Source organism: Flavobacteriales bacterium, from assembly GCA_016712535.1.
GTDB lineage: Bacteria > Bacteroidota > Bacteroidia > Flavobacteriales_F > PHOS-HE28 > PHOS-HE28.
This window is the reverse complement of record JADJQW010000002.1, coordinates 2,253,713-2,277,191: the sequence shown is the minus strand read 5'-3', so window position 1 is coordinate 2,277,191 and position 23,479 is coordinate 2,253,713. Positions and strand designations below refer to the sequence as shown.

General features: G+C 62.4%; 20 protein-coding genes. 8 read left to right on the top strand and 12 right to left on the bottom strand.

Features of this window, described 5'->3' with window-relative positions; all coding sequences use genetic code 11:
* Window positions 1–12: 12 nt before the first annotated feature.
* From IPK70_09570 to IPK70_09520, 11 genes are all read right to left on the bottom strand, one after another.
* A complete protein-coding gene (locus IPK70_09570) occupies window positions 13–969 on the bottom strand; it encodes a lytic transglycosylase domain-containing protein (GenBank protein MBK8227407.1) in 957 nt (318 codons plus the stop codon).
* On the bottom strand, window positions 966–2,045 hold the full coding sequence (locus IPK70_09565; GenBank protein ID MBK8227406.1) for an undecaprenyl/decaprenyl-phosphate alpha-N-acetylglucosaminyl 1-phosphate transferase: 1,080 nt from the start codon (window positions 2,043–2,045) through the stop codon (window positions 966–968). Before IPK70_09565 ends, IPK70_09570 begins: the two co-directional genes overlap by 4 nt.
* Before the next feature lie 4 nt (window positions 2,046–2,049).
* Entirely contained in the window at window positions 2,050–2,598 is a 549-nt protein-coding gene (rfbC, locus tag IPK70_09560) for a dTDP-4-dehydrorhamnose 3,5-epimerase (GenBank protein ID MBK8227405.1), read from the bottom strand.
* Window positions 2,595–5,063 carry a polysaccharide biosynthesis tyrosine autokinase gene (locus IPK70_09555; protein ID MBK8227404.1) on the bottom strand — a complete coding sequence of 823 codons (2,469 nt, stop codon included), beginning with the start codon at window positions 5,061–5,063 and terminating at the stop codon, window positions 2,595–2,597. The genes rfbC and IPK70_09555 overlap by 4 nt, the downstream gene beginning before the upstream one ends.
* Before the next feature lie 11 nt (window positions 5,064–5,074).
* Window positions 5,075–5,857, bottom strand: a complete 783-nt coding sequence (locus tag IPK70_09550) for a polysaccharide biosynthesis/export family protein (GenBank protein ID MBK8227403.1) — start codon at window positions 5,855–5,857, stop codon at window positions 5,075–5,077.
* A gap of 34 nt (window positions 5,858–5,891) precedes the next feature.
* Window positions 5,892–7,118, bottom strand: coding sequence for a glycosyltransferase (locus IPK70_09545; protein ID MBK8227402.1), 1,227 nt, complete (start codon window positions 7,116–7,118; stop codon window positions 5,892–5,894).
* Between the two features lie 27 nt (window positions 7,119–7,145).
* Window positions 7,146–9,035: an asparagine synthase (glutamine-hydrolyzing) gene (gene asnB, locus IPK70_09540; GenBank protein ID MBK8227401.1), complete on the bottom strand. Its 1,890-nt coding sequence runs from the start codon at window positions 9,033–9,035 to the stop codon at window positions 7,146–7,148.
* 42 nt (window positions 9,036–9,077) lie between these two features.
* Entirely contained in the window at window positions 9,078–10,466 is a 1,389-nt protein-coding gene (gene lpdA / locus IPK70_09535) for a dihydrolipoyl dehydrogenase (GenBank protein MBK8227400.1), read from the bottom strand.
* A gap of 409 nt (window positions 10,467–10,875) precedes the next feature.
* Window positions 10,876–11,250: a DUF805 domain-containing protein gene (locus IPK70_09530; GenBank protein ID MBK8227399.1), complete on the bottom strand. Its 375-nt coding sequence runs from the start codon at window positions 11,248–11,250 to the stop codon at window positions 10,876–10,878.
* A gap of 98 nt (window positions 11,251–11,348) precedes the next feature.
* Window positions 11,349–12,161: a hypothetical protein gene (locus IPK70_09525; protein MBK8227398.1), complete on the bottom strand. Its 813-nt coding sequence runs from the start codon at window positions 12,159–12,161 to the stop codon at window positions 11,349–11,351.
* A gap of 79 nt (window positions 12,162–12,240) precedes the next feature.
* Window positions 12,241–13,050, bottom strand: coding sequence for a 2,3,4,5-tetrahydropyridine-2,6-dicarboxylate N-succinyltransferase (locus IPK70_09520; GenBank protein ID MBK8227397.1), 810 nt, complete (start codon window positions 13,048–13,050; stop codon window positions 12,241–12,243).
* 145 nt (window positions 13,051–13,195) lie between these two features.
* Here IPK70_09520 and ruvX point away from each other — a divergent pair, with 145 nt between their 5' ends.
* The 4 genes from ruvX (at window position 13,196) to IPK70_09500 (ending at window position 16,624) form a co-directional block, all read left to right on the top strand.
* Window positions 13,196–13,606 (top strand): Holliday junction resolvase RuvX, encoded by a 411-nt coding sequence (ruvX, locus tag IPK70_09515; protein MBK8227396.1) that lies wholly within the window; start codon window positions 13,196–13,198, stop codon window positions 13,604–13,606.
* A gap of 129 nt (window positions 13,607–13,735) precedes the next feature.
* Window positions 13,736–16,186 (top strand): endopeptidase La, encoded by a 2,451-nt coding sequence (gene lon / locus IPK70_09510; GenBank protein ID MBK8227395.1) that lies wholly within the window; start codon window positions 13,736–13,738, stop codon window positions 16,184–16,186.
* A 5-nt stretch (window positions 16,187–16,191) separates the two neighbouring features.
* Window positions 16,192–16,386, top strand: a complete 195-nt coding sequence (locus IPK70_09505) for a hypothetical protein (GenBank protein ID MBK8227394.1) — start codon at window positions 16,192–16,194, stop codon at window positions 16,384–16,386.
* A 4-nt stretch (window positions 16,387–16,390) separates the two neighbouring features.
* Window positions 16,391–16,624: a hypothetical protein gene (locus IPK70_09500; protein ID MBK8227393.1), complete on the top strand. Its 234-nt coding sequence runs from the start codon at window positions 16,391–16,393 to the stop codon at window positions 16,622–16,624.
* Between the two features lie 250 nt (window positions 16,625–16,874).
* On the opposite strand, the gene IPK70_09495 is transcribed toward IPK70_09500, so the two are convergent.
* Entirely contained in the window at window positions 16,875–17,165 is a 291-nt protein-coding gene (locus IPK70_09495; protein MBK8227392.1) for a hypothetical protein, read from the bottom strand.
* 124 nt (window positions 17,166–17,289) lie between these two features.
* Here IPK70_09495 and IPK70_09490 point away from each other — a divergent pair, with 124 nt between their 5' ends.
* The 4 genes from IPK70_09490 (at window position 17,290) to IPK70_09475 (ending at window position 23,471) form a co-directional block, all read left to right on the top strand.
* Window positions 17,290–18,057 (top strand): triose-phosphate isomerase, encoded by a 768-nt coding sequence (locus IPK70_09490; protein ID MBK8227391.1) that lies wholly within the window; start codon window positions 17,290–17,292, stop codon window positions 18,055–18,057.
* Window positions 18,058–18,148: 91 nt separating this feature from the next.
* Window positions 18,149–19,003: a 50S ribosomal protein L11 methyltransferase gene (prmA, locus tag IPK70_09485; GenBank protein MBK8227390.1), complete on the top strand. Its 855-nt coding sequence runs from the start codon at window positions 18,149–18,151 to the stop codon at window positions 19,001–19,003.
* Window positions 19,000–19,434, top strand: coding sequence for a hypothetical protein (locus tag IPK70_09480; GenBank protein ID MBK8227389.1), 435 nt, complete (start codon window positions 19,000–19,002; stop codon window positions 19,432–19,434). Before prmA ends, IPK70_09480 begins: the two co-directional genes overlap by 4 nt.
* Entirely contained in the window at window positions 19,383–23,471 is a 4,089-nt protein-coding gene (locus tag IPK70_09475) for a hypothetical protein (protein MBK8227388.1), read from the top strand. The genes IPK70_09480 and IPK70_09475 overlap by 52 nt, the downstream gene beginning before the upstream one ends.
* Window positions 23,472–23,479 lie beyond the last annotated feature (8 nt).

Here is a 23,479-nt window from a genome sequence, read left to right as displayed (position 1 = left end):
AAAGGTCGCGACTTACTCGGTCGTGCCGTCATGGAAGCCTTCAGCCGGCAGCAGGATCGCGTAGGTCCGGCCTTCCTTGTTCGTCAGTTTGCTGTCCCGAAGCCAAGGATTCAGGAGCTTCACGGTCTTGTAATCCGTGCCATGGCGCAGAGCGAAGGCCGCGAGGTCTTCAATGGGCCCATTCACCTCGAAGGACCGGGTACGGTAGGGGGGGTAGAGGTCTTGCGCGCGCAGGTGGAAGCCGTAGCGCTCTGGGTCGCGGATGATCTCTTTCATGGCCAGGATCCGGAACACATAGCGGCTGGTCTCTTCGGGCAGCAGCAGGTCGAAGTAGTTCTCCATCTTCTGCCGATCGAGTTGCTTGTCAACTCCGCCTTGACCGAGGTTGTAAGATGCAGCGGCCAAGGCCCAGCTGCCGAACTTGGCGTAAGAGGCCTTCAGGTACTTGCACGCCGCCACGGTGCTCTTCTCCACGTTGTACCGCTCATCCACCTCGGCATTCACCTCCAATCCGTGGGTTTGGCCCGTCTCCTTCAGGAACTGCCAGTAGCCTGCGGCTCCCATGGGCGATACAGCGTTCGTGAAATTGCTCTCAACCAGGGCCAGGTACTTCATGTCGTCCGGCACTCCTTCCCGGCGAAGCACCTCTTCGATCAATGGGAACCAGCGGTTGGCGCGCTTGTGGGCGAGCAAGGTGTTGCTCTGCCAATAGGTGTTCACCAGCAGCTCCCGATCAAGCCGCTCGCGCACATCGATGCGGTCCATCGGCACGGGTTCGCCGCAGAACACCACTTGGGCGGGCATGGTGAGGCTGAAGACCTTGTAGCCGTCGTTGAAGCGCTGGCGGTGATCCAGGTCGGTGGCAGCGCTGCTCGCAGAGAAGACCAGCAAGTGAGCGGCCACGGATCCGGCCAGGAGCAGAACGAGCAGGCCGATGGAGCGTGCAAGAAGACGAAGGGCGTTCTTCATGGGTGAGGCCTCGAGCGGCGGGTGATTGCGAAGAGCGTTCCGAACACGAGCAGGCCGTATGAAACGAACGCGACGGTGTGCAGGTTCCCCCAGATGATGATGAAGCGCGCCATGGTGAAGGCAAGGAACACGTTCACAAGGCTCAGGCCGATGAAGACGAGCGCCACCTGCCCATCGCTGAGGCCGAGGTAGCTGAGGTGATGCGTGGTGTGATCCCGCCCCCCGACGAAAGGGCTGTGGCCGCGCATGATCCGGTTTATGGAGACGGTCGCGGTATCAGCGATCGGGAGAAGGAACACGATGAGGGGCATGATCACCTGCCGGGCGGGTTCCCAGGCCCCTGTCGGCCCCTGCATGTTCCAGAAGAAGCGGATGCCGACGAAAGCGATGAGCACCCCGAGGAATTGGCTGCCGGTATCCCCCATGAACATGCGCGACGGGTTCCAGTTGTAGAAGAGGAAGCCGGCGAGGGCAGCCATGGTGCCAACCAGCAGCACCATGTACACCGGGTCCATCGCATTGGTGGCGATCATCACCACGGTGGCCGCCGATAGGATCGCGATGGTGACGGAGGTCGCCACCGCGTCCATGTTATCGAGCATATTGATCGAGTTCATCATGCCCACCACCCAGAACAACGTGAGCGCCACGTTGGCCCATTGCGCCTCGAAGAGATTGATGCAGGTGCCGCTCGCGATGAGGATGCCGCCGCAGCCGAGCTGAACCATGAACTTGAGCACGGGGCGCGTGTTGTAAGCGTCATCCGCAAGGCCCATGAGGAACCCGAGGGAAGTAGCGGCCAAGAGGCCCAAGAGCTCGGGGCGCAGCACGGCCACCTCGCCAGGGAAGAGCACGCCGTGCAAGGTGAAGCAAGCGAGGAACAGGATGTAGAACCCGATTCCGCCGAAGGCCGGCTTGTAGCTGGCGCTCCAGCGCTCGATAAGCTGATCCTTCTCACGCATGCCCAAGGTGCGCGCGAAGCGCATGAAGAGCGAGTTCACGAGCAGGCTGAAGACCAGCGCCGCGAAGAAGAGGCCCGAGTAGATGAGGAAGAGCTGGGTCCCGCTGTAAGCCATGGCCTCATTTAGGCAGGTGCCAAGGCTCCTCGAAGCCGAATCCTGCCCGGTCCTTATCGCTCACCAGCGGATCGCGGACTCCCCAGTCAATGCCCAGCGCCGGGTCGTCCCAGCGGATGGTGCGCTCGGCTTGGGGATGATAGTAGGCCGTGCACTTGTAGTTGAAGACCGTTCCGTCCTCAAGCGCCGCGAATCCGTGAGCGAAGCCCGGTGGCACCCAGAGCAGGGTGGGGGCCTCCGAAGTGAGATGCACCTTCACATGCTGCCCGTACGTCGGGCTGTCCCGGCGGATATCGACGCAGACATCGATGGCAGCGCCGCGCGAGACGCGCACCAGCTTGCCTTGCGCATGCGGGTCGAGCTGGAAGTGCAGCCCGCGCAGCACGCCTGCGCGCGAGATGCTCTCGTTGTCCTGCACGAAACGCTGGCTGCCGATGGCTTCATCCATGGCACGCTGGCTCCAGGTCTCCATGAAGGAGCCGCGGTCATCAGCGAAGCTGCGGGGCCGAAGCAGCACGAGCCCGGGAATGGGGAAGGTCTCCGTCGCGATCATGATTTGCCGAAAAGGTTGGCCAGGAACCCGGTCTTGCCCCGCTTCGTGGCCGGCCGGTCCTCGTAATAGCCGCCTGCATACCCGCTTCCATAGCCGTAGCCGTAGCCATAGCCATAGCCGTAGCCATAGTTGTAGCCGTAGCGGTTGCGGTCCACATCAACGCCATTGAGCACGCAGCTGAGGCGCTTGATGCTGTTCTCGTTGATCAAGCGGTCGACGTTCTGCACGAAGTGCTTCTTGCTGTAGTCGCTCCGGAAGATGTAGATCGGGTAATCCGCCAGCTGGATCATCGGGATGCCATCGGTCACCAGCCCCACCGGCGGGTTATCAAGGAGCACCACATCGTACATCTTCTTCAGTTCAGCGAGCACCTCGAGCATGCGCGGGCTGATGATCAGCTCCGATGGGTTCGGCGGGATCGGGCCGGCGGTGATGTAGTCGAGGCCCTCAAGGCTGCTGTGCCGTATGCAGTCGGCCAAGGTGTCCTTGCCGATCAGCACCGTGCTCATGCCGCGCGCATTGTCCACATCGAAGCCAAGGTGGATCTTGGGCTTGCGCATGTCCAAGTCGAGGATGATCACGCGCTTGCCGCTGTAGGAGATGATGCCCGCGAGGTTCATGGCAACGAAGGTCTTCCCTTCGCCGGAGATGGTGCTGGTGATGGCGATCACCTTCGGCCCAGGCGAGTTGTCGACGAACTGCATATTGGTGCGCACCGTGCGGAACGCCTCAGCGATGAGGCTCTTGGGATTCTTATCGATGAGCAGCTCGGAAACGGGGATATCGTGCTTGTACTTGGGCACCATGCCGAGGATGCCGATGCTGGCGTGGCTGAGCTTGGCCACATCGTTCAAGGTGGTGATGTTGTCGTGCAGGATATAGCGGATCAGGAGTATCAACAGGCACAGGATGATGCCCGCCATGATGTAGGAGCCGATCACCACCTCCTTGTTGGGCGTTACCGGTGAGTGCGAGAGCGCGGCCCCTTGCAGGATGCGGTTCTGCGGAACGAAACCGGCCTTGCTGATCCGGTACTCCACCTCTTTCTCCAGCAGCATGGTGTAGTACTTCTGGTTGATGCTGAAGACGCGCTCGACCCGGCTGTACTCGATCTCCTTCTCCGGCAGCACCCTGAACTTGCCATCGAGGATGCCCAGCTGCCTGCCGAGGTCGTCGCGCTGGCGTTCCGCGCTCTCGCGCATGCGCCGGAGCGATTCCAGCAGAACCCGCTTCTGCAAGGCCAGCCGCTCTTCCGCGGCCAGCAGGGCCGGGTGCGACGCCGTGGCGTCCTCACGGAGCATATCGCGCTCATCGAGCCGGTCCTGAAGGTTGCGCAGCGGCATGCTCAGCGTGGTCTCATACTTGGTGCCGAGCAGCAAGGGGAGCAGGTCGTGGGCGCTGATCTCGCCGCGCTCGCTCGCACTGGCCCGTTCCATCGCCTTGAGCAACTCCACATCGAGCGTGAGCCGCACCAGCTCATCCTCGTATTCGTTCGTGCGCTCCAGCAGCAAGGGACCGAGTGCGGCCATGTCGCTCACGCGGTTCTCGCTCTGGAGGCCCTGCATGATGTACTCCGAATCGCGCAGCTCCTTGTAGGCCGTGTCCTTCTGGGTCCGGATGAAGGCGATCACGCTCGCCGCGCTGCTGCTCTGGCGCTGCACATCGTAGTCGATGTAGGTCTCGGCCAGCGATTGCGCCAGGTCACGCGCCACGTACGGATTCGGGTCGCGGCAGGTGATCTCAACGACTTTCGTGGCGTAGTCCTGCGATACCAGCCAGACCTGGTTGGCGTACTTCTCCAGGAGGCGTTCACGGCTGTTGATCTTGAAATAGAAGCTCGTCTTGGCATCCGGGTCGCTCAGGATCGGGCTCTCGCCGATGGTGATCCGCGCCGTGAAGTGCGGCATGGTCACCAAGCCGTCTCGCGGAAAGACGTCCTTGAAGGTCCTGCCGCCAACCGTGTAGGAGAGCCCCACCTGGCTGGGGCTGGCCAGATCGAGGAAGACAGGCTGGTCGAGCACGATGCTGTCGGTGACCGCAAGGTCGTGGAGCTTGAAGAAGGAGTGCACGTAATACTCCTCGGTGAGGATCTGCCCACGGTTGAAGTAGCTCACGCGCAGTGGCAGCCGGTCCAGCGCCATGCCCAGGAAGAAGCGGCTGCGCATGAACTCAAGGTCAACGGCGAAGTTCTGCTCCTCCATGAAGCTGTTCATGAGCAGCACCTGCTTGGCCTGGTTGCTGCCGCCAAGCTGGAGCACCGAGCGCGATTGGTGGATGGGAACGGTATAGCGCAGGTAAAGCGCCGCCGAAGCGCCGGCCAGCATCAGCACGAGCACCACCCACGGCAGGCTGCGCCGGAAGATGTGGATGAAAAGCCCGAGGTCGAACTCGTTGCTGAAGTTCGTGATCCGCTGGCGGTAGCTCTCGAAGCTGACGGCTCGGCTGGTGACCTCTTCTGCGACCATCGTGGCGCGGCTTAACGGGCGAAGCCGCGCACCACGCCGATGACGAGCACGATGCTGGTGAGAAGGGTAATGACCGGGGTGAGGTCCTGCAGCGCCTCGCGCACCAATTCGGGGTTGGGATGCACGTAGATGATGTCGTCGCCCTGCAGCACGATGTCGGCGTGGCGCAGACCTTCAATGTCTGAGAGGTCGAACTGATGAACGGTCCGGCTTCCATCAGGGCCGTTGCGGAAGAGCTTCACCCGGCGCGCATCTCCGCGCTTGGCAATACCGCCGGACAGGGCCAAGGCCTCAAGCAAGGTGGTGTTATTATTCTCGATAGGCACCACACGGGCGTCGCCACCGCCGCCGGGGAAGACCACCACGCGCCGGTTGATCACCAGGAGTTGCACGTAGGGCCGCTGGTAGTAAGTGGAGTAACGCTCCTCCATGTATGCTTCAGCCTCCCTGACGGTCTTTCCGGCCAGGACCACGCGGCCCAGCAGCGGCAGCTTGCACTCCCCGTTGCTCTCGATGACGTAGTTGAAGGTGACGCGGTTCAGCATGGCCGCCTCACGCGTCCCGCCTTCACTCACCAGGTCGATCATCTTGAATCCGTCGTTCGCGAAGAGCCTGAATTGGAGCAGGTCGTTCGGTTGCAGCCGGACCCGCTTCGAGGCATCACCCGTATCGGCGAAGGTCCGGAACTGGTAATCGAGCGGTGTCTTGAACATGATGTCGCGGTTGATCGTGCAGCTGGTGGCGAGCACGGTCAGCGCGAAAGCGCCCCAAAGGGATTTCGAATGAATGGGCATGTGCGGCCAAATGTAGCGATCGGCCATTGCAGCCTCAGGCGAGCAGCTCACGATAAAGCCGGGCCGTGTCATCGATCAGCCGGGTGTAGTGGTAACGGTCCCGCACGAAGGCCCACCCGCCCTTGCCCATGCGGTCGCGCAAGGCCGCGTTGCGGGCCAAGCGCTCCAAGGCTGCTGCGAGCCCCTCTGCGTCTCCCGAAGGGCATAGCAACGCGGTCTCGTCGGCTTGCACCACGTTCCGGATCCCTCCCACATCGGTGCTCACAACCGGCCGATTGCTGGCCTGCGCCTCGATCAGGCTCACCGGGGTGCCTTCGTTAAGGCTGGTGAGCATGGCGATGTCAAGCCCTGCGTTCACGATGTCGATCTCCTTGATCCAACTGGTGAAGGTCACCTCGGCAGCCTTCACCATGGGCTTGCCATTCACGCCATGCCCGAAGGGGTGCCCATTGAAGTAAGGGCCCATGACCTGGCTCAGGCCGAGCCGGGCAGTCTGGGCCTGCAGGCGCTCGCGCTCCTCACCATCGCCGACGATGAAGGCGCGCAACTTCAGGCCGGTGCGTTCGCGAACGCGCATGATCACTTCCAGGAAGAGGTCGTGGTTCTTGATCGGCACCAGGCGGCCTACGATGCCCACCGCCAGCTCGTCGTCCGCAACCCCGTATACGCGGCGGAAGAGCGCGCGCTTCCGCTCCTGCTCCAATTGGAACGGCATCAGGTCGAAGCCCAAAGGGATCACGTCCACCTTGGAGCCCTCGCAGATCCGGTGCTCATCAACCAATTCATCGCGCTGACGCTCGCTGATGGCGATGATCCGGTGCGACCGCTTGGCCAGATAGCGCTCGATGCTCTTGTACAAGGCCGTGCGCACCGGGCCGAAGTAGCTGTGGAACACATGTCCATGGAAGGTGTGCACGATGCCCTTCACGCCCAGGTCCGCGGCGGCCATGCGCCCTACGGCACCAGCCTTCGCCGCATGCGTATGCACGATGTCGGGCCTGAAGTGCTTGATCACCTGCTTGATCCGGCGGTAAGCGCTGCGGTCGCGCCATGGCGCCACTTCACGCTGAAGCTCCGGCAGGATCATGGGCTCAACGCCCATGCTCTTGGTGATGTACTGGCTACCGGCCTCGGTTGCTTCCTGGCTGCCGCCGATGAGCAGGGTCTCGAACTCCGGCGCCATGTACCGCGTGAGGTAGGCCGCATTGTGCGTGGGGCCACCGAGGTTGAAGCGGTTGAGGATCTGGAGTACGCGGGGCATTGAAGGCGTGCGAAGATAACCCGGCTGTCAGGCGGCGGAGGCCCTTGATCGCCTCGCTTTCCACCACGTCATGTAGACGAGCAGGGCATGCACGGTTGCCTGAGCATCACCGGGGAACGATGACCGCAAGCGGCGCCGAACAGCAGCAGCGCCGCGCGGATCAAGGCCTGCGGCATGGACCAGTTCTTCACGCAGCAATTCCTCCTGCAAGCCAGGGAGTGGGCCGAGCAGCAGGTCGCGCAGGGGCACCTCGAAGCCTTGCTTCCTCCGCGCAACGATGGATGGAGGGAGCATTGCACCGAAGGCCTCGCGCAGGATCGCCTTGCCGGCACCGCGGCGGAGCTTCATCTCCGCAGGCATTGAGAAGGCGATCTCCACCACACGGTGATCGAGGAAGGGCGCGCGCACCTCGAGGCCGTGCGCCATGCTCGTGAGGTCGACCTTGTGCAGCATGTCGTTGGGCAGCACGGTCTCCAGATCCGCTAGGAGATAGCCGTTGAATCCGTGCAAGCTCTTGACGCCGCGAGACAGTTGACTCTCGCGTTCGCGCAATGCCAGCGGAGAGCCCGGCTGTGGCACAAGCCGACCGGCATCATCATCCGGGTCCTGGCCGGCGAGGTCCAGCCAGAGCTGCTCGGCGGATCCGCCAGCATTCTTGGCGAATCGGTCCAGCTTCCGGAAACTGTCCGAGATGCGGTTGTTCCTCGACTTGGGGAGCAGGCGCCACAAGGGGCCAAGGGCGATCACCGCTTTGTCCGGTCCCTGCGGTTCGGCAAGCCGCAACTGCGCCTGGTGCTTCCGGTAGCCGCCGAAGAGCTCATCGGCGCCATCACCGCTCAATGCCACCGTCACATGCTTGCGTGCTTCGCGCGCAAGGATGAAGGCAGGCAGCGCGCTGCTATCCGCGAAAGGCTCATCGACGCAGGCGAGGAAATCCGTGTAGCCGGCGGCCAAATCGTCGGTGCTGAGGCGGATGCTGGTGTGATCGGTGCCGATGTGCCGCGCGGCCTCTTCGGCGAAGCGCGTCTCATCGAAGTACGGTGCGTCCGCGTATCCGATGCTGAACGTGCGCAGTCCCGTCCGGTGGCGCGCGGCTAATGCGCTCACGATGCTGCTGTCGAGCCCGCCGCTGAGGAAGGCGCCGATGGGCACGTCGCTATTCAGGCGCAGCCGAACGGATTCGTCGAGCAGCTCCCGGAGCCGGCCTCGTGGATCGGAACTCGTTCTAGTTCGCTTGGCGGCACCAACCACATCGTACCAACGGCTCCGCTCCACGCCTCTTGCGCTCACGCGGATCAGCTCGCCGGGCTTGAGCTTCCTAGCTCCTTTCAGTACGCTCCATGGAGCAGGGATGTAGTGGAAGGTGAAGTACTGATGCAGGCTGTGCGGGTCAAGCTCGCCCTTCGCGCCCAAGGCCTCCAAAGCCCGGAGTTCACTGGCGAATAGCAAGCGGCCATCTTGCTCGCAGTACCAGAGCGGTTTCTCGCCGAAGCGGTCGCGCGCGATCAGCAATTCATCCTTCACCGCATCGTGGATGGCCAATGCGAAGAAGCCGTTGAGGTCATGCAGGAAGCCCTCGCCCTTCAGCGCGAAGAGCCGGAGCACGACCTCGGTATCACTCTGGCTTCTGAAGCGGTGGCCATGCGCTTCCAGTTCCGCGCGCAGCTCCTGGTAATTGAAGGCCTCGCCGTTGAAGGCAATCGTGAAGCGCCCCCCTTCATCGGTGAACGGCTGGTGAGCGGCGGGGCTGGTGTCAATGACGCTCAGCCGGCGATGGCCCAGCACCGTGCGTCCGCTGCGATGGACTCCCTCGTCATCGGGGCCGCGGTGCGCGAGGCACCTGAGGGCATCGCTGATGCGGTCTTCGGATTGGACCGGACCGCTGCCGAACTGGTATGAACCCGCGATGCCGCACATGAAACAGATGCGCCACTTGCAGGGGCGCGAGGTTCCGCGCTCCTACAAGTGGATCACCTCGCCGTAGGCCGCCGCCGCCGCCTCCATGATCGCTTCGCTCATGGTGGGGTGGGGGTGAACGGTCTTGATGATCTCGTGGCCGGTGGTCTCCAGCTTGCGGATGCTCACGCACTCGGCGATCATCTCGGTCACGTTCATGCCGATCATGTGCGCGCCCAGCAGCTCGCCGTACTTGGCATCGAAGATCAGCTTCACGAAGCCGTCCTTGTTGCCGCCCGCGCTGGCCTTGCCGCTCGCGCTGAAGGGGAACTTGCCCACCTTGATGGCCAGGCCCTTCTCCTTGCATTGCTTCTCTGTCATGCCCACGCTGGCCACTTCGGGGCTGCAATAGGTGCAGCCGGGGATGTTGCCGTAATCGAGCGTGTGCGGGTTCTGCCCGGCGATCTTCTCCACGCAGATGATCCCTTCCGCGCTGGCCACGTGCGCAAGCGCCTGTCCTGGGGTGCAATCGCCGATGGCGTAGTAGCCGGGCATGTTGGTGGCGTAATAGCCATCGACCTTGATCTTGCCCTTGTCCGTTACGATGCCCACTTCTTCGAGCCCGATGCCTTCGATGTTGGCGGCGATTCCCACGGCGCTCAGCACGATGTCGCATTCCACCACCTTCTCACCAGCCGCGCTCTTGATCGTCACCTTGCAACCCTTGCCGCCGGTCTCCACCTTGGTCACTTCCGAAGAGACCATCACGTCGATGCCCTGCTTCTTGAAGCTCTTCTCCAGCTGCTTGCTCACGTCCTCATCCTCCACCGGGACGATGTTCGGCATGAACTCCACCAGCGTGACCTTGGTGCCGATGGCGGCATAGAAGTAGGCGAACTCGCTGCCGATCGCTCCGCTGCCCACCACCACCATGCTCTTGGGCTGTTCGGGCAGCACCATGGCCTCGCGGTATCCGATGATCTTCTTGCCATCCTGCTTCAGTGCGGGCAATTCGCGGCTGCGCGCGCCGGTGGCGATGATGATGTGCTTGGCCTCCACCACGCTCTTCTTCCCATCGGCGGCCGTCACTTCGATCTTGCGGCCGGGCATGAGCTTGCCGCTGCCCATGATCACGTCGATCTTGTTCTTCTTCATCAGGAACTGCACGCCTTTGCTCATGCCATCGGCTACGCCCCGGCTCCGGGCCACGATCGCCTTCAGGTCGGGCTTGCCCTCGCCCACGGTGATGCCATAGTCCTTGGCGTGGCTGATGTATTCGAATACCTGCGCGCTCTTCAGCAGCGCCTTGGTGGGGATGCAGCCCCAGTTGAGGCAGATGCCGCCGAGGCTCTCGCGCTCCACGATGGCGGTCTTCAGTCCGAGTTGGCTGGCACGGATGGCGGCAACGTAGCCGCCGGGGCCGCTGCCGAGGACAATCAGGTCGTAGCTCATGGTGATTGGAATGGCCCGTTTCGGGCGGGCGAATGTAGCCACGCCTCCGTGTCTAGGTTCTGATGTGCCAGAAGGGTGCTTTCCGTATTTGCTGAAGCGCGACAGGCTTGAAAGCACGAATTGGTGATGCGCAGATGAGCGCGCAACTGCCACGTGCGGTGGGTGTCCACGATCCGCGCGGGACAGGCGGTCGGCGTGCATGTGCGTAGAGCCGGTGTGGTAGCCGAGCCGCCTGGACTTGGATCGTGGTTGATTTTTGGCTCCACCTTTTCATCAAGGAAAAGGTGGAAACGCATTTGAATACCGACTGATCAACTTGAGGCACGACCCTTGGTCGTTGGCAGCCGGTGCCGAAAGAGAAAGGGCCGTCCTTGCGGACAGCCCTTTCAAGCGCGAGGTTGAAGGCGACTCAGGCCACGGCGCCCTCCTTCGGATTCGCACCATACTCGTTCGCCCCTGGCTTGCTGTCGGTGCAAAGGAGCACCAGGAGCCAGATGGCGCCGATGAGCGGAATGAGCGCGATCAGGATGAACCAGCCGCTCTTGCCCACATCGTGCAGGCGACGCACCGCCACGGCGAGGCCGGGGAGAAGCATAGCCAGCGCATAGAGGCCATAGATCGGGCCGTAGCCCGTCATCGGGCTCGCCAAGCCGGCCACATTGTCCAGCACCATCGCCGCTACCGCGAAGATGATGTTGAAGAGCGTGAACATCCAGTACTCCTTGCGGCGCGCTCGACCGCTGAAACCGACGTAATTCTTCAGTGCTTTGAGGTACCAGTTCATGATTGGGAAGGGGTTTGGTTCTTCGCAAGGATAGTGAATGCCGCGCAGAGCATCAGCACCTGCGCATCGATAAAGGTCGGCCTCGGTGAATCCCGGCCTCAGTTCGCCTTCTTGGTGCGTTCCTGATCCACAGCGATCCGCAACGCCTCCATGCTGAACGGCCCTTTGGCGGTCTCGGTGAAGGCGTCGTTCCAGGCCACGGTGAGCGTGGTGAACTGCATGTCGGCGATCTTGGCAGGGATCTCAGCCACCACGCTGAAATCGTCCGTGCCGCCCGCCTCCAGCAGCACGGGCTTCGACTTGCTCTTCTCATTGGCGAACGCCTGTCCGCTGGGCAGCTTCACGCTGATGCGGCTGGGGTCAACGATGCCCAATGCGCTGCCGGTGTATTGCACGCTGAAGCGCGCCACGGTCTTGTCGGTCTCCTTCGAGAGATCCTTCAGGTTGAGCTTGAACGGACCGGCGCTCATGGCATTGGTGCTGGCAGGCAGGCTGAACTCATCCATCGCGGTCACGCGGCCCATGCCCGGGGCCATCTGCAGGCCATCGGCGAAGTCGAGCACCGGCGCCTCGTGCTGGTAGGTGCTTGCGCCATAGGCATCAAGCGTCTTCGACTCACTGTCGAAGGGGCGCACCACGAAGGGTTTCTCCTTGAATCGCGCAACGGCGTCGCCCATCACGTACCGGAAGCGGCTCGGATCAACGAAAAGGTAGTCGCCGGTCTTGTTCGTCACCTTCATCCTGAATTTGCAGAGGGTGAGCTCGCCGATGGCGTCCATGACCTCGACGGTGATGCCGCCCGTGGTGCCGCTGGCGTTGGAATAGAGGAAGCGCTGCTTCGCGGTGTACGCATTCTGGGCGGAAGCGCTCAGGACCAGGATGCTGGAAAGAAGGATTGCTGATGTTCTCATGCGGGTTGGATTTTGGGCCGGCCCTCCATGAAAACTGTGCCGGACATGCGGGTGCTTCGTGGTTGCCGAAGATCGGGGTTCATACGGCCACGCTGTGCTCGCGCAGCGCTTCGTTCAAAGAGGTCTTCTTGTCGGTGCTCTCCTTGCGCTGGCCGATGATCAGCGCGCAAGGCACGCCGTACTCGCCGGCCGCGAACCGCTTCGGCACCGTGCCTGGGATCACCACGCTGCGCGGCGGCACCATGCCCTTCATCTCCACCGGCTCCGGACCCGTCACATCAATGATGCGCGTGCTGGCCGTGAGCACCACGTTGGCGCCGAGCACCGCCTCGCTGCACACGCGCACGCCTTCAACAACAATGGCGCGCGAGCCGATGAAGCAGCCATCCTCGATGATCACCGGCGCGGCCTGCACCGGCTCCAGCACGCCGCCGATGCCCACGCCGCCGCTCAGGTGTACGTGCTTGCCGATCTGCGCGCAGCTGCCCACCGTGGCCCAGGTATCCACCATGGTGCCCTCGTCCACGTGCGCGCCGATGTTCACGTAGCTCGGCATCAGGATCACGCCGGGCGCCAGGTAGCTGCCGTGCCGCGCGATGGCATGCGGCACCACGCGCACCCCGAGCTGCGCATAGCGACGCTTCAGCGGGATCTTGTCGTGGAACTCCAGCGGCCCCACCTCATGCGTGTGCATCTGCTTGATGGGGAAGTACATGATCACCGCCTTCTTCACCCAATCGTTCACCCGCCAGCCGCCGGCGCCATCGGGCTCCGCCACCCGCACTTCGCCGCGGTCGAGCTTCTCCACCACCGCCTCAATGTGGTTCACCACCTCCGCATCGCGCAGCAGGTTCCGGTCCTCCCACGCTTTCTCGATCAGTTCATGCATGCTGCAAAGATGCAATTCGAAGGTTGGGGGGTGCCGCCGCCGCGCAGGCCCCTGCCTCAGCTTGCGCGTTGCAGGATGGTCTCAACCCGTAGCCGGTCAGTCCGAGCGGAGCGAAGGACCAACCCTCAACCTTCATCTTTGAGGCATGCCACGCGTGATAGCCATCGATTTCGGACTGAAACGCACCGGGCTCGCTGTCACCGATCCCCTGCGCATCATCGCCTCGGCGCTGGAAACCGTGGAGAGCAAGGACCTCATGCCCTTCCTGGTCGACTACTGCGCCCGCGAGCAAGTGGACGGTTTCGTCATCGGCCTGCCCGTGAACCTCGATGGCAGCGACACCGATGTGACCCCGAATGTCCGCTTGCTCGCCGATGCGCTGCGGAAGCGATTCCCAGCGCACTTCGTGCAACTGGCCGATGAGCGCTTCACCAGCAAGCTCGCGCAGCAGACCCTGCTCGACAGCGGCAAAGGCCGCATGGCCCGGCGCGAGAAAGGGCAGCTCGACCGCATCAGCGCCACGATCATCTTGCAGGATTGGCTCACCCGTAAGTGACCATCTGGCAGTCCGCTTGGCGTCGGCATAATGGTTGGCCTGCGTGGCAACGCCTGTTGAAAACCGCGTCTGACCGACGGGGAGCGCGGGCGGTACTTTTGCTCCTGCCAATCTGACCCCAATCCGTCGATGAACGACATCCTCCATAGCGGCCCCGACATGTTCAGCAGCGAGGCCATCGAGAACGAGACCGAGCTCATCCCCCTCATCACCGCCGAGGATGAGGAGCAGATGAATGCGGAGAGCACGCCGCCTGAATTGCCCATCCTTCCCTTGCGCAACACCGTGCTCTTCCCCGGCGTGGTCATTCCCATCACCGTGGGCCGCGACCGCAGCATCCGGCTCATCCAGGATGTGTACCGCGGCAACCGCACACTGGGCGTGGTGAGCCAGAAGGACAGCCAGATCGAAGAGCCCCGCGCCGATGACCTCAATAAGGTGGGTACGATCGCCACCATCATCCGCATGTTGCGCATGCCTGATGGAAGCACCACAGCGATCATCCAGGGCAAGAAGCGCTTCGAGGTGATCGAGATGGTGAAGCTGGATCCCTACTTCACGGCACGCGTGAAGGAGTTCGAGGAGATCCGCCCCGCCAAGGACGACAAGAGCTTCGCGGCGCTGGTGAGCTCGCTGAAGGACCTCTCGCTCGAGATCATCAAGCAGAGCCCGCACATCCCCACCGAGGCGCAGTTCGCCATCAAGAACATCGATTCGCCCTCCTTCCTGGTGAATTTCATCAGCAGCAACATGAATGCGGATGTCGCCGAGAAGCAGAAGATGCTCGAGGTGGCCGACCTCCGTGAGCGCGCCTCGCTGCTGCTGGCGCACCTCACCAAGGAGCTGCAGATGCTGCAGATGAAGAACGAGATCCAGAGCAAGGTGCGCACCGAGGTGGACCGTCAGCAGCGCGAGTATTTCCTGCACCAGCAGATGAAGACCATCCAGGATGAGCTGGGCGGCAACCCCATCGAGCAGGAGATCTTCGACATGCGTGGCAAGGCGGCCCTGAAGAAGTGGAGCAAGAAAGTGGGGGAGGTCTTCGAGAAGGAGCTCACCAAGCTCCAGCGCATGAACCCGGCCGGCGCGGAGTTCAGCGTGCAGTACAACTACGTGCAGCTGCTGCTGGAATTGCCCTGGGGCGAGTACAGCGTCGACAAGTTCGACCTGAAGCACGCGCAGAAGATCCTCGACCGCGACCATTTCGGTCTCGACAAGGTGAAGGAGCGCATCATCGAGCACTTGGCCGTGCTCAAGCTCAAGGGCGACATGAAGGCGCCCATCATCTGCCTGTACGGTCCTCCCGGCGTGGGCAAGACCAGCCTCGGCAAGAGCATGGCCGAAGCCCTCGGCCGCAAGTACGTGCGCATGAGCCTGGGCGGCCTGCACGATGAGGCCGAGATCCGCGGCCACCGCAAGACCTACATCGGCGCCATGCCCGGCCGCCTGATCCAGAGCATGAAGAAGGCCGGCACCAGCAACCCGCTCTTCGTGCTCGACGAGATCGACAAGGTGGGCCGCAGCAACCAGGGAGACCCCGCCAGCGCGCTGCTCGAAGTGCTCGACCCCGAGCAGAACAACGCCTTCCACGACAACTTCGTGGAGATCGAGTACGACCTGAGCCGCGTGATGTTCGTGGCCACGGCCAACAGCCTCAGCAGCATCCACCCGGCCCTTCGCGACCGCATGGAGATCATCGAGGTGAACGGCTACACCGAGGAGGAGAAGGTCGAGATCGCCTTGCGCCACCTGCTGCCCAAGCAGTTCAAGGAGAACGGCATCAAGCCCAAGCAGCTCAAGCTCGCCCCCGGCCTGCTCGAAGCCATCATTGAGCAATACACCGATGAGAGCGGAGTGCGCACCCTGGAGAAGCGCATCGCCAAGCTGGTGCGCTACCGCGCCAAGCAGATCGCCCTCAAGCAGAAGCACAGCCTGCAGATCGGGATCGATGACCTGCCGAGGATCTACGGCCCCAGCCACGCCCGCGACAAGTATCAGGGCAACGATGTGGCCGGCGTGGTCACCGGACTGGCCTGGACGCCCACCGGCGGCGACATCCTCTTCATCGAGACCAGCATCACCAAGGGCGAGGGCAAGCTCACCCTCACCGGCAACCTCGGCGACGTGATGAAGGAGAGCGCCGTGATCGCCCTCGAGTACACCAAGGCCCACAGCGACATCATCGGCCTCGACCCCGAAGTGTTCAAGCGCTGGAATGTGCACGTGCACGTGCCCGAAGGCGCCACTCCGAAGGATGGCCCCTCAGCCGGCATTACCATGCTCACCAGCATCGCCAGCGCATTCACCCAGCAGAAGGTGCGCAAGTTCACGGCCATGACCGGCGAGATCACCCTGCGCGGCCGAGTGCTCCCCGTGGGCGGCATCAAGGAGAAGATCCTCGCCGCCAAGCGCGCGGGCATCAAGGAGATCATCCTCAGCGCCGACAACCGCAAGGACATCGAGGACATCGATGCGCGCTACACCAAGGGCATGCGCTTCACCTACGTCACCGAGATGATCGAAGTGGTGAAGCACGCGCTCCTGAAGGAAAAGGTGGAGAACGCGTTGAAGGTGGCGTAGACGACATGGACAAGCGCATCCGCTTCGAGACCAAGGAAGAGGCCAATGCGCGCCGGGAGCGTGAGTTCATGGCGCTGACCCCCGGTGACCGGCTGGAGTGGTTCCTGCGCAGTTTCGATGGTCGCGAGAACGAGGACCCCGATCGCGGCAGGAGGAAGGGCAACTTCGTGATCGAGAAGAAGCACGATGCACTTCGGTGAAGAGGTGACCCAATTCCTGCGCGCCGCGAACGGGCATGGCGTGCGGATGCTGCTGATCGGAGGCGGGGCGGTGAACTTCCACGGCTATCAGAGGCAATCACCTGACCTCGATTTCCGGATGGAGCCAACGCCCGCGAATTTCGATCGGCTCGCAGCTGCATTGCGGAGCATCGGATTTGATGTTGAGGCATTCCCGGAGAAGGTCAGCCAAGGCGAGCAGAACATCACCTTGAAATGACACCCGGCCTGGACGTCGAAGTAGTGACCTTCTTGCGGCCAGGCTTCTCCTTTGAAGAAGCATGGTCCAGGGCTGAACAACAAGATCTGGCAGGAGAACCCATGATGAAGTGCCATGTTCTATCGTTCAGCGACCTGATCGAAAGCAAGCTGAGATCGGCGCGCCCGAAGGACCTTCTCGATATCCAAGAGTTGAAGCGAAGGAGATCCTAGGGTGTTTTCTCATGCAAGGCGCCCCCCGGGCGTGTGGGTCAGAACATGACGTTCTTCGGATCCAGAATATGGATGAGGAATTTCACCAAGAGTGCCACGAGTGTACCAGCCACTGCCAATGCAACGGTCACGGCGATGACCTGCGCGATTCGAGGCGGAAGCAGTGCGCGTGGCTGCTCTTGGAATCGGCGCTTCCATGGGCCAGTGCGCCTCGTTGATGCCTCGTCCTTGCTCTTCTCCTTGCTGAGATAAGGCTTCAGATAAGCCATGTGCCTTCGCGGCGGACGGCTGTACGCCTCCTTCTTCATGCCGAAGCCCATGTAGCCCATGTCGTGAAGATAGGAGTGGGGCCGACAGCTCGAGGCCGGTTACGTGCACAACGCGGTGAGCACTATTCCGGTACTGCCCCCCATTCACTGCGGCGCCCATCTTTGCCGACCTCAATCACTCCTTATGCGCACCATCGTAGCGGGCAATTGGAAGATGAACACGGACCGAGTGAGCGCTGAGGCGCTGGTATCGGCCGTGGTGGAACATGCAGGTGGCATCGCTCCCGAGGTGGAGGTGATCATCGCGCCGCCTTTCCCGTTTTTAGCCATGGCTGTCGCGAAATGCGAAGGCACCCGCATCATCGTTGCCGCGCAGAATTGCCATCAAGCGGAGAAGGGCGCTTACACGGGCGAGGTGAGCGCCACCATGCTGAAGAGCTTTGGCGTGAAAGCCTGCATCGTAGGGCATAGCGAGCGCAGGCAGTACTTCGGCGAAAGCGACGCGGTGATCGGGGAAAAGGCGGCCGCGCTGCTCACGCAGGGCCTCACGCCGATCTTCTGCTGCGGCGAGAATCAGGAGGAGCGGACCAGCGGGCGCCATTTCGATGTGGTCACCGAGCAGATGAAGGGAGCCTTGGCGCGGTTCAGCAATGCCGAGCTGGCGCGGATCGTGATCGCCTATGAGCCGGTATGGGCCATCGGCACCGGGCTCACCGCCAGCAAAGAGCAGGCGCAGGAGATGCATGCGCACATCCGCGCGCTGCTGCACATGCACGGCGCCCCGGTAGCCGAGCGCGTGCCCATCCTCTATGGCGGCAGCTGCAACCCGACCAATGCGGACAGCCTCTTCGCGCAGCCCGATGTGAATGGCGGCCTGATCGGCGGCGCATCGCTCGTGGAGGAGCAGTTCCTGGAGCTGATCCGGATCGCTGGTCGATCGACGAAGGGCTGATTCGAATCGCGTTGACGCATGCCTTCAACCTCCGACCAGCTTTGTCATCCCGCGCTTTGCCCGGGACAACCATCAATCCCACGGACCTCAAGTGCCTCACACCCAACTCACCTTCCTCATCTCACCGCCGGATCCCTGGCGCGACCTGCTCATGGCGGAGCTCGCGGACATCGGCTTCGAGAGCTTTGAAGAAGGCTTCACGGACCCCAAGGGCGCCAGCGGTGAATTGAGGGCGTGGATCCGCAGCGACCGTTTCTCCGAAGCGAGGCTGCGCGAGCTCCTGAGCCTCCGTGATCCGCACGCCACCGTGACCTGGGATGCAGAAGTGATCGCCGACCGCAATTGGAACGCGGTGTGGGAGAGCAGCTTCCGACCCGTGGAGGTCGATGGCGCTGTGCGGATCCGCGCGGATTTCCACGAGAGCAAGCCCGGCTTCATGCATGAGTTGATCATCACGCCGCGCATGGCCTTCGGCACTGGTCACCACGCCACCACCCGCATGATGGTGCAGGCGATGCTGGCGCTTGAATGGCAGGGAAAGGCGGTGTGCGATCTCGGATGCGGTACCGGTGTCCTGGCCATCCTGGCCGAGCGCATGGGCGCGGAACAGGTTCTGGCCATCGACAACGACCCCGGCGCGGTGGAGAATGCCCGGCAGAATAGCGGGCTGAACGGTTGTGCCCGCATCACTGTGGAAAAGGGCGACGCCTCCTCGTTGCAGGGCCTGCGCTTCGATGCAATTTTGGCCAACATCGAACGCAACATCCTCCTCGAAGCCATGCCGCAGATGAGCGACGCGCTCAAGCCAGGCGGAGCACTGTTCCTCAGCGGCTTCGTGCCCGGCGACCGCCACATGCTGGCGCAACGCGCGAAAGAGTGCGGCCTGGTGCTTGCCGAGCGCTTGCAGGAAGGGGAGTGGGCGTTGCTCGGATGCCGGAAACCATGAAGCTATCCACCAGACTCAAGGCGCAAGGTCAAGGATCCCGACCCTTCGCGGCGATCAGCTTGCTGCTTCTTGCTCCTTCCGCCATTGCTCAGCAAAAACCCTTTTCATCAGACCAGGCCCTTTTCCTTCAGGAGGTCTCGGCCTTCATGGTGACTGTGGACAAGAAAGAAGGCAAGCCTTTCATGGAAGAGGTCTTCGCCCCGGCATGGAACGGCGCCTATTTCAGCGAGCGTCAACGGATCAAGGTCGCTGAGGTGGCCAACTTCATGCTCAAGAAGCGCTTCGATGCCTTCCCCGGCTTCCGTGATTACCTCGATTGCGTGGCGGCGTTCCCGGCCACGGGCCGCAATGCAACGGATTCGATGCGTGGATGCAGGGCATGGACAAGCTGGTGCAAGGCGCGCGCAAGCAGAACGTGCAGGCCTTCGTGACCACCTGCGCAGGGCTCTTCCGCGAAGGCGCGTTGGTGAAGAGCGCGAGCGTGACATGGAAGGCGCGCAGCAAGGACTTCGCCTTCGCCTTCGATAGCGTCCCCTTGATCACTTTCGCCAAGACGGACCTGGTCTGCATTGCCAAAGGGGACAGCAGCGTGATCCTGGGCACCAGCGGCACCTACTTGCCCACGCAGGAAGCGTGGAGGGGCAGGGGGGGCAAGGTCACATGGCAGCGCGCAGGATTGAAGCCGACAGCAACGTATGCTGAATGGGACCACGCGTACACCTTGCGCACCAAGACCGCGGCCTTCGAGGTGGACACCGTCCAGTTCAATGACCCCTACTTCCCGAAGACGCTGACCGGGAAGCTCTCCGAGAAGCTGCTGGCCAATGTGGATGAGGGCAGCGCCAGCTATCCGCGCTTCGAGAGCTACGACCGCCGTATGAAGATCCGCGAGATCGTCGAAGGCATCGATTTCGAGGGCGGCTTCAGCATGCAAGGCGCCAAGCTGCAGGGCTACGGCACCAAGGAAGAGCCCGCCTACCTCACCTTCTACAGGGACAAGCGGCCCTTCATCGTCACCAGCGGGCAGCGCTTCAGCATCGACCCCGACCGGATCACCAGCGATGAGGTCGCCTTGCGCGTGCGCATGGAGAAGGACAGCCTCTGGCACCAGAGCGCCAGCCTGCGGTTCCTGCGTGACAAGCGGCAGCTCTCGCTGATCAAGAAGGACCAGGGCTTGGGCAAGGCGCCCTTCTACAACACCTACCACCAGGTCGACATGTACTTCGAGGTGCTCACCTGGAAACAGGGCGATCCGGTGCTGCAGATCGGCAACCTCAGCGGCACCAGCCAGAACAAGGCCAGCTTCGAGAGCTTCGACTACTTCCGCGACAAGCGATACATGGGCATGCTCGGCATCGATAACGTGCACCCGCTCGCTCGCCTCAACGATTTCAGCAAGCAGAACGATGGCCGTTTCCTTGCGCAGGAGTTCGCGGTGTTCAGCAAGATGCAGAAGACCACCGTGGTGCCCCTGCTCATCGACATGCACAACAAGGGTTACCTCAATTACGACCCCGAGACCGAATGGGTGGTGGTGCAGCCGCGCCTTCGCCAGCACATCCTCAACAACGCCGGCAAGCAGGACTACGATGCGCTGCAGTTCAACAGCACCGTCGATGACAACGTGAACGCCACGATCAACCTGCTCAACAATGACCTCACCATGAAGGGCGTGAGCGTGATCCTGATGAGCGACTCGCAGGATGTGCGCATCTATCCGGCCGAGAAGACCATCACCATCAAGAAGAACCGCGACTTCACCTTCGCCGGGAGCATCAAGGCGGGCCGCCTCCAGTACTACGGCAAGGAGTACTACTTCCACTACGACCCCTTCACCATCGACCTGGTCAACGTGGACAGCGTGAGCTTCATGGCCAGCAGCTTCGAGCCCAACAGCGAGGGCCAGCACACGCTGGTACGCGTGAAGAACGTCCTGGAGCAGGTGAGCGGGACCCTCGAGATCGATGCACCCAGCAACAAGAGCGGCCGGCAGCAGGAGAAGTACCCGCAGTTCCCCATCTTCTCCAGCTCACGCGAGAGCTATGTCTACTACGACAAGCGGAGCATCCAGCGCGGCGCCTACGGCCGAGACCGCTTCTATTACCGCAGCGATCCCTTCAAGCTCGATTCACTCGACAACTTCAGCAATGCAGGCCTCCACTTCAGCGGCACGCTCGTGAGCGGCGGGATCTTCCCCGACATCCGCGAGCCCTTGCGGCTGCAGACCGATTATGCCCTCGGCTTCGTGAAGCCCACCGGCGATCCTGGCTTGCCGCTCTATGGCAAGAAGGCGAAGTTCACCAGCACCGTCACGCTCAACAGCCGCGGCCTGCAAGGCAATGGTGACATGGAGTACCTCACCACCCGGCTCACGAGCAAGCAGCTCATCTTCACCCCCGACAGCACCCTGGGCCGCGCTGATACGCTCGAGAACATCGCCGCTGCCACGCCCAGCAAGGTGCCGCACATCACCGCGGCGCAAGTGTATGTGCGGCTGGAGCCCGCCAAGGACAACCTCCGCACGGAGCAGATCCGCAAGCCGATGGTGATGTACGACGATCAGGCCCTGCTGCACGGCCTCACCGACCTCACGCCCAAAGGCATGACCGGCGCCGGCCTCATCGACTTCCGCAACGCCACGCTCAAGAGCAAGCTCTTCCAGTTCGAGACCATGCAGCTGCATGCTGATACGAGCGACTTCCGCCTTACGGAGGGCGATACGGCCAGCATCGCCTTCAAGACCGATAACGTGAACGCCACCGTGAAGCTCGACGAGCGCATCGGCGAATTCGTGAGCAACGGCAGCGAGACGAAGGTGGAGTTCCCCGTGAACCAGTACATCTGCTACATGGACCGCTTCAAGTGGTTCATGGACCAGGGCGACATCGCCCTCGAGAGCGACCGCAAGGCCGCCGAGGGCGCCGAGGACCTGCAGCTCTCCGGCTCCAACTTCATCAGCATCAGGCCCGATCAGGACAGCCTCCACTTCATGGCGCCCAAGGCGCGCTATGACCTCAAGAAGCACCTGATCACCGCCGATGATGTGCAGTACATCCAGGTGGCCGACGCGCTCATCACCCCGGACAGCATGCGCGTCCGCATCCGCAAGAACGCGGAAATGGACCCGCTCACCAACACGGTCATCACGGCCAACTTCGTCACCAAGCACCATCGCATCTACAACGCCACGGCGAACATCAAGGCCAAACGGAGCTACACCGCCACCGGCACCATCGATTATATCGATGAGAACAACCGCAAGCTGCCCATCAACCTCTTCAGCATCGGCGTCGATACAGCCTACCAGACGCGCGCCGTGGGCCGTATCGCCCCGGAGCAGGACTTCCAGCTGAACCCCGCCTTCGACTTCTTCGGCGATGTGCATCTCACCGCCAGCATCAAGGAACTCACCTTCAGCGGAAGCACCCGGATACAGCATGGCTGCGAGGGACTCGCGCGCAACTGGATGCGCTTCGAATCGCCGATCGACCCGCTGGAGATCTTCATCCCTGTCGGGGATACGCTCTTCGATGATCAGGGTGAGCGCATCGGTGCCGGCCTGCACCTCACCGACGAGGATCCCTTCAGCACCTACGGCACCTTCCTGAGCCGCACCAAGAGCAAGGACGACCGCGACATCATCACCGCGCGCGGCCTGCTCTTCTATGACAAGGGCCGCAAGGAGTACGTGATCTCCAACAAGGACAAGATCCGCCAGCGCAACCTGCCCGGGGCGCTCGTGAGCCTGGCCGTGGAGCCCTGCGTGGTGATGGCCGATGGCCCGATCGACTTCGGCGTGAAGCTCGGCCGCGTGAGAACTTCCATGGTGGGCGCCATGCGCTATGAGACGGTGGAGAAGAAGGCGTTCGGCAACGGCGTGCTGGTGGCCGACTTCCACTTCCTCGACAACGCGCTGGAGCGCATGGCCGCGGAGATCATCGCCTACCCCGACCAGCAGGCGCTCGACATCGGGAAGACCTATTACGAGAAGTTCATGCGCGAGGCCCTCGGCCTGGAGAAGAGCGACAAGCTCATCAGCGAGCTCAGCATCAAGGGCGAGATCAAGAAGCTGCCCGATGAACTGGTCCGGCCAATCGTTCTGGGCGATGTGAAGATGCGCTGGGACGGCCCCGAGCAGAGCTGGGTGAGCGATGGCCCCATCGGGGTGGCCACCGTCCTGAAGAAGCCCGTGTACCGCACGGTGAAGGGCAAGGTCCACATCGAGCGCAAGCGCAGCGGGGACATCATCACCCTCTTCCTCCAGCTCGACGACCAGACCTACTACTTCTTCCAGTACAGCCGCAACATGCTCTACGCCTTCAGCAGCGACCAGCAGTTCAACACCATGATCAGCGAGGCCAAGGACGACAAGCGCAAGCTGCCGGATAACAAGGACGGCCCCGAGTACGAGTACAAACTCAGCAACAAGCCGAAGGTGGACGGCTTCCGGGACCGGTTCGGGTTGTGATGCGGCGT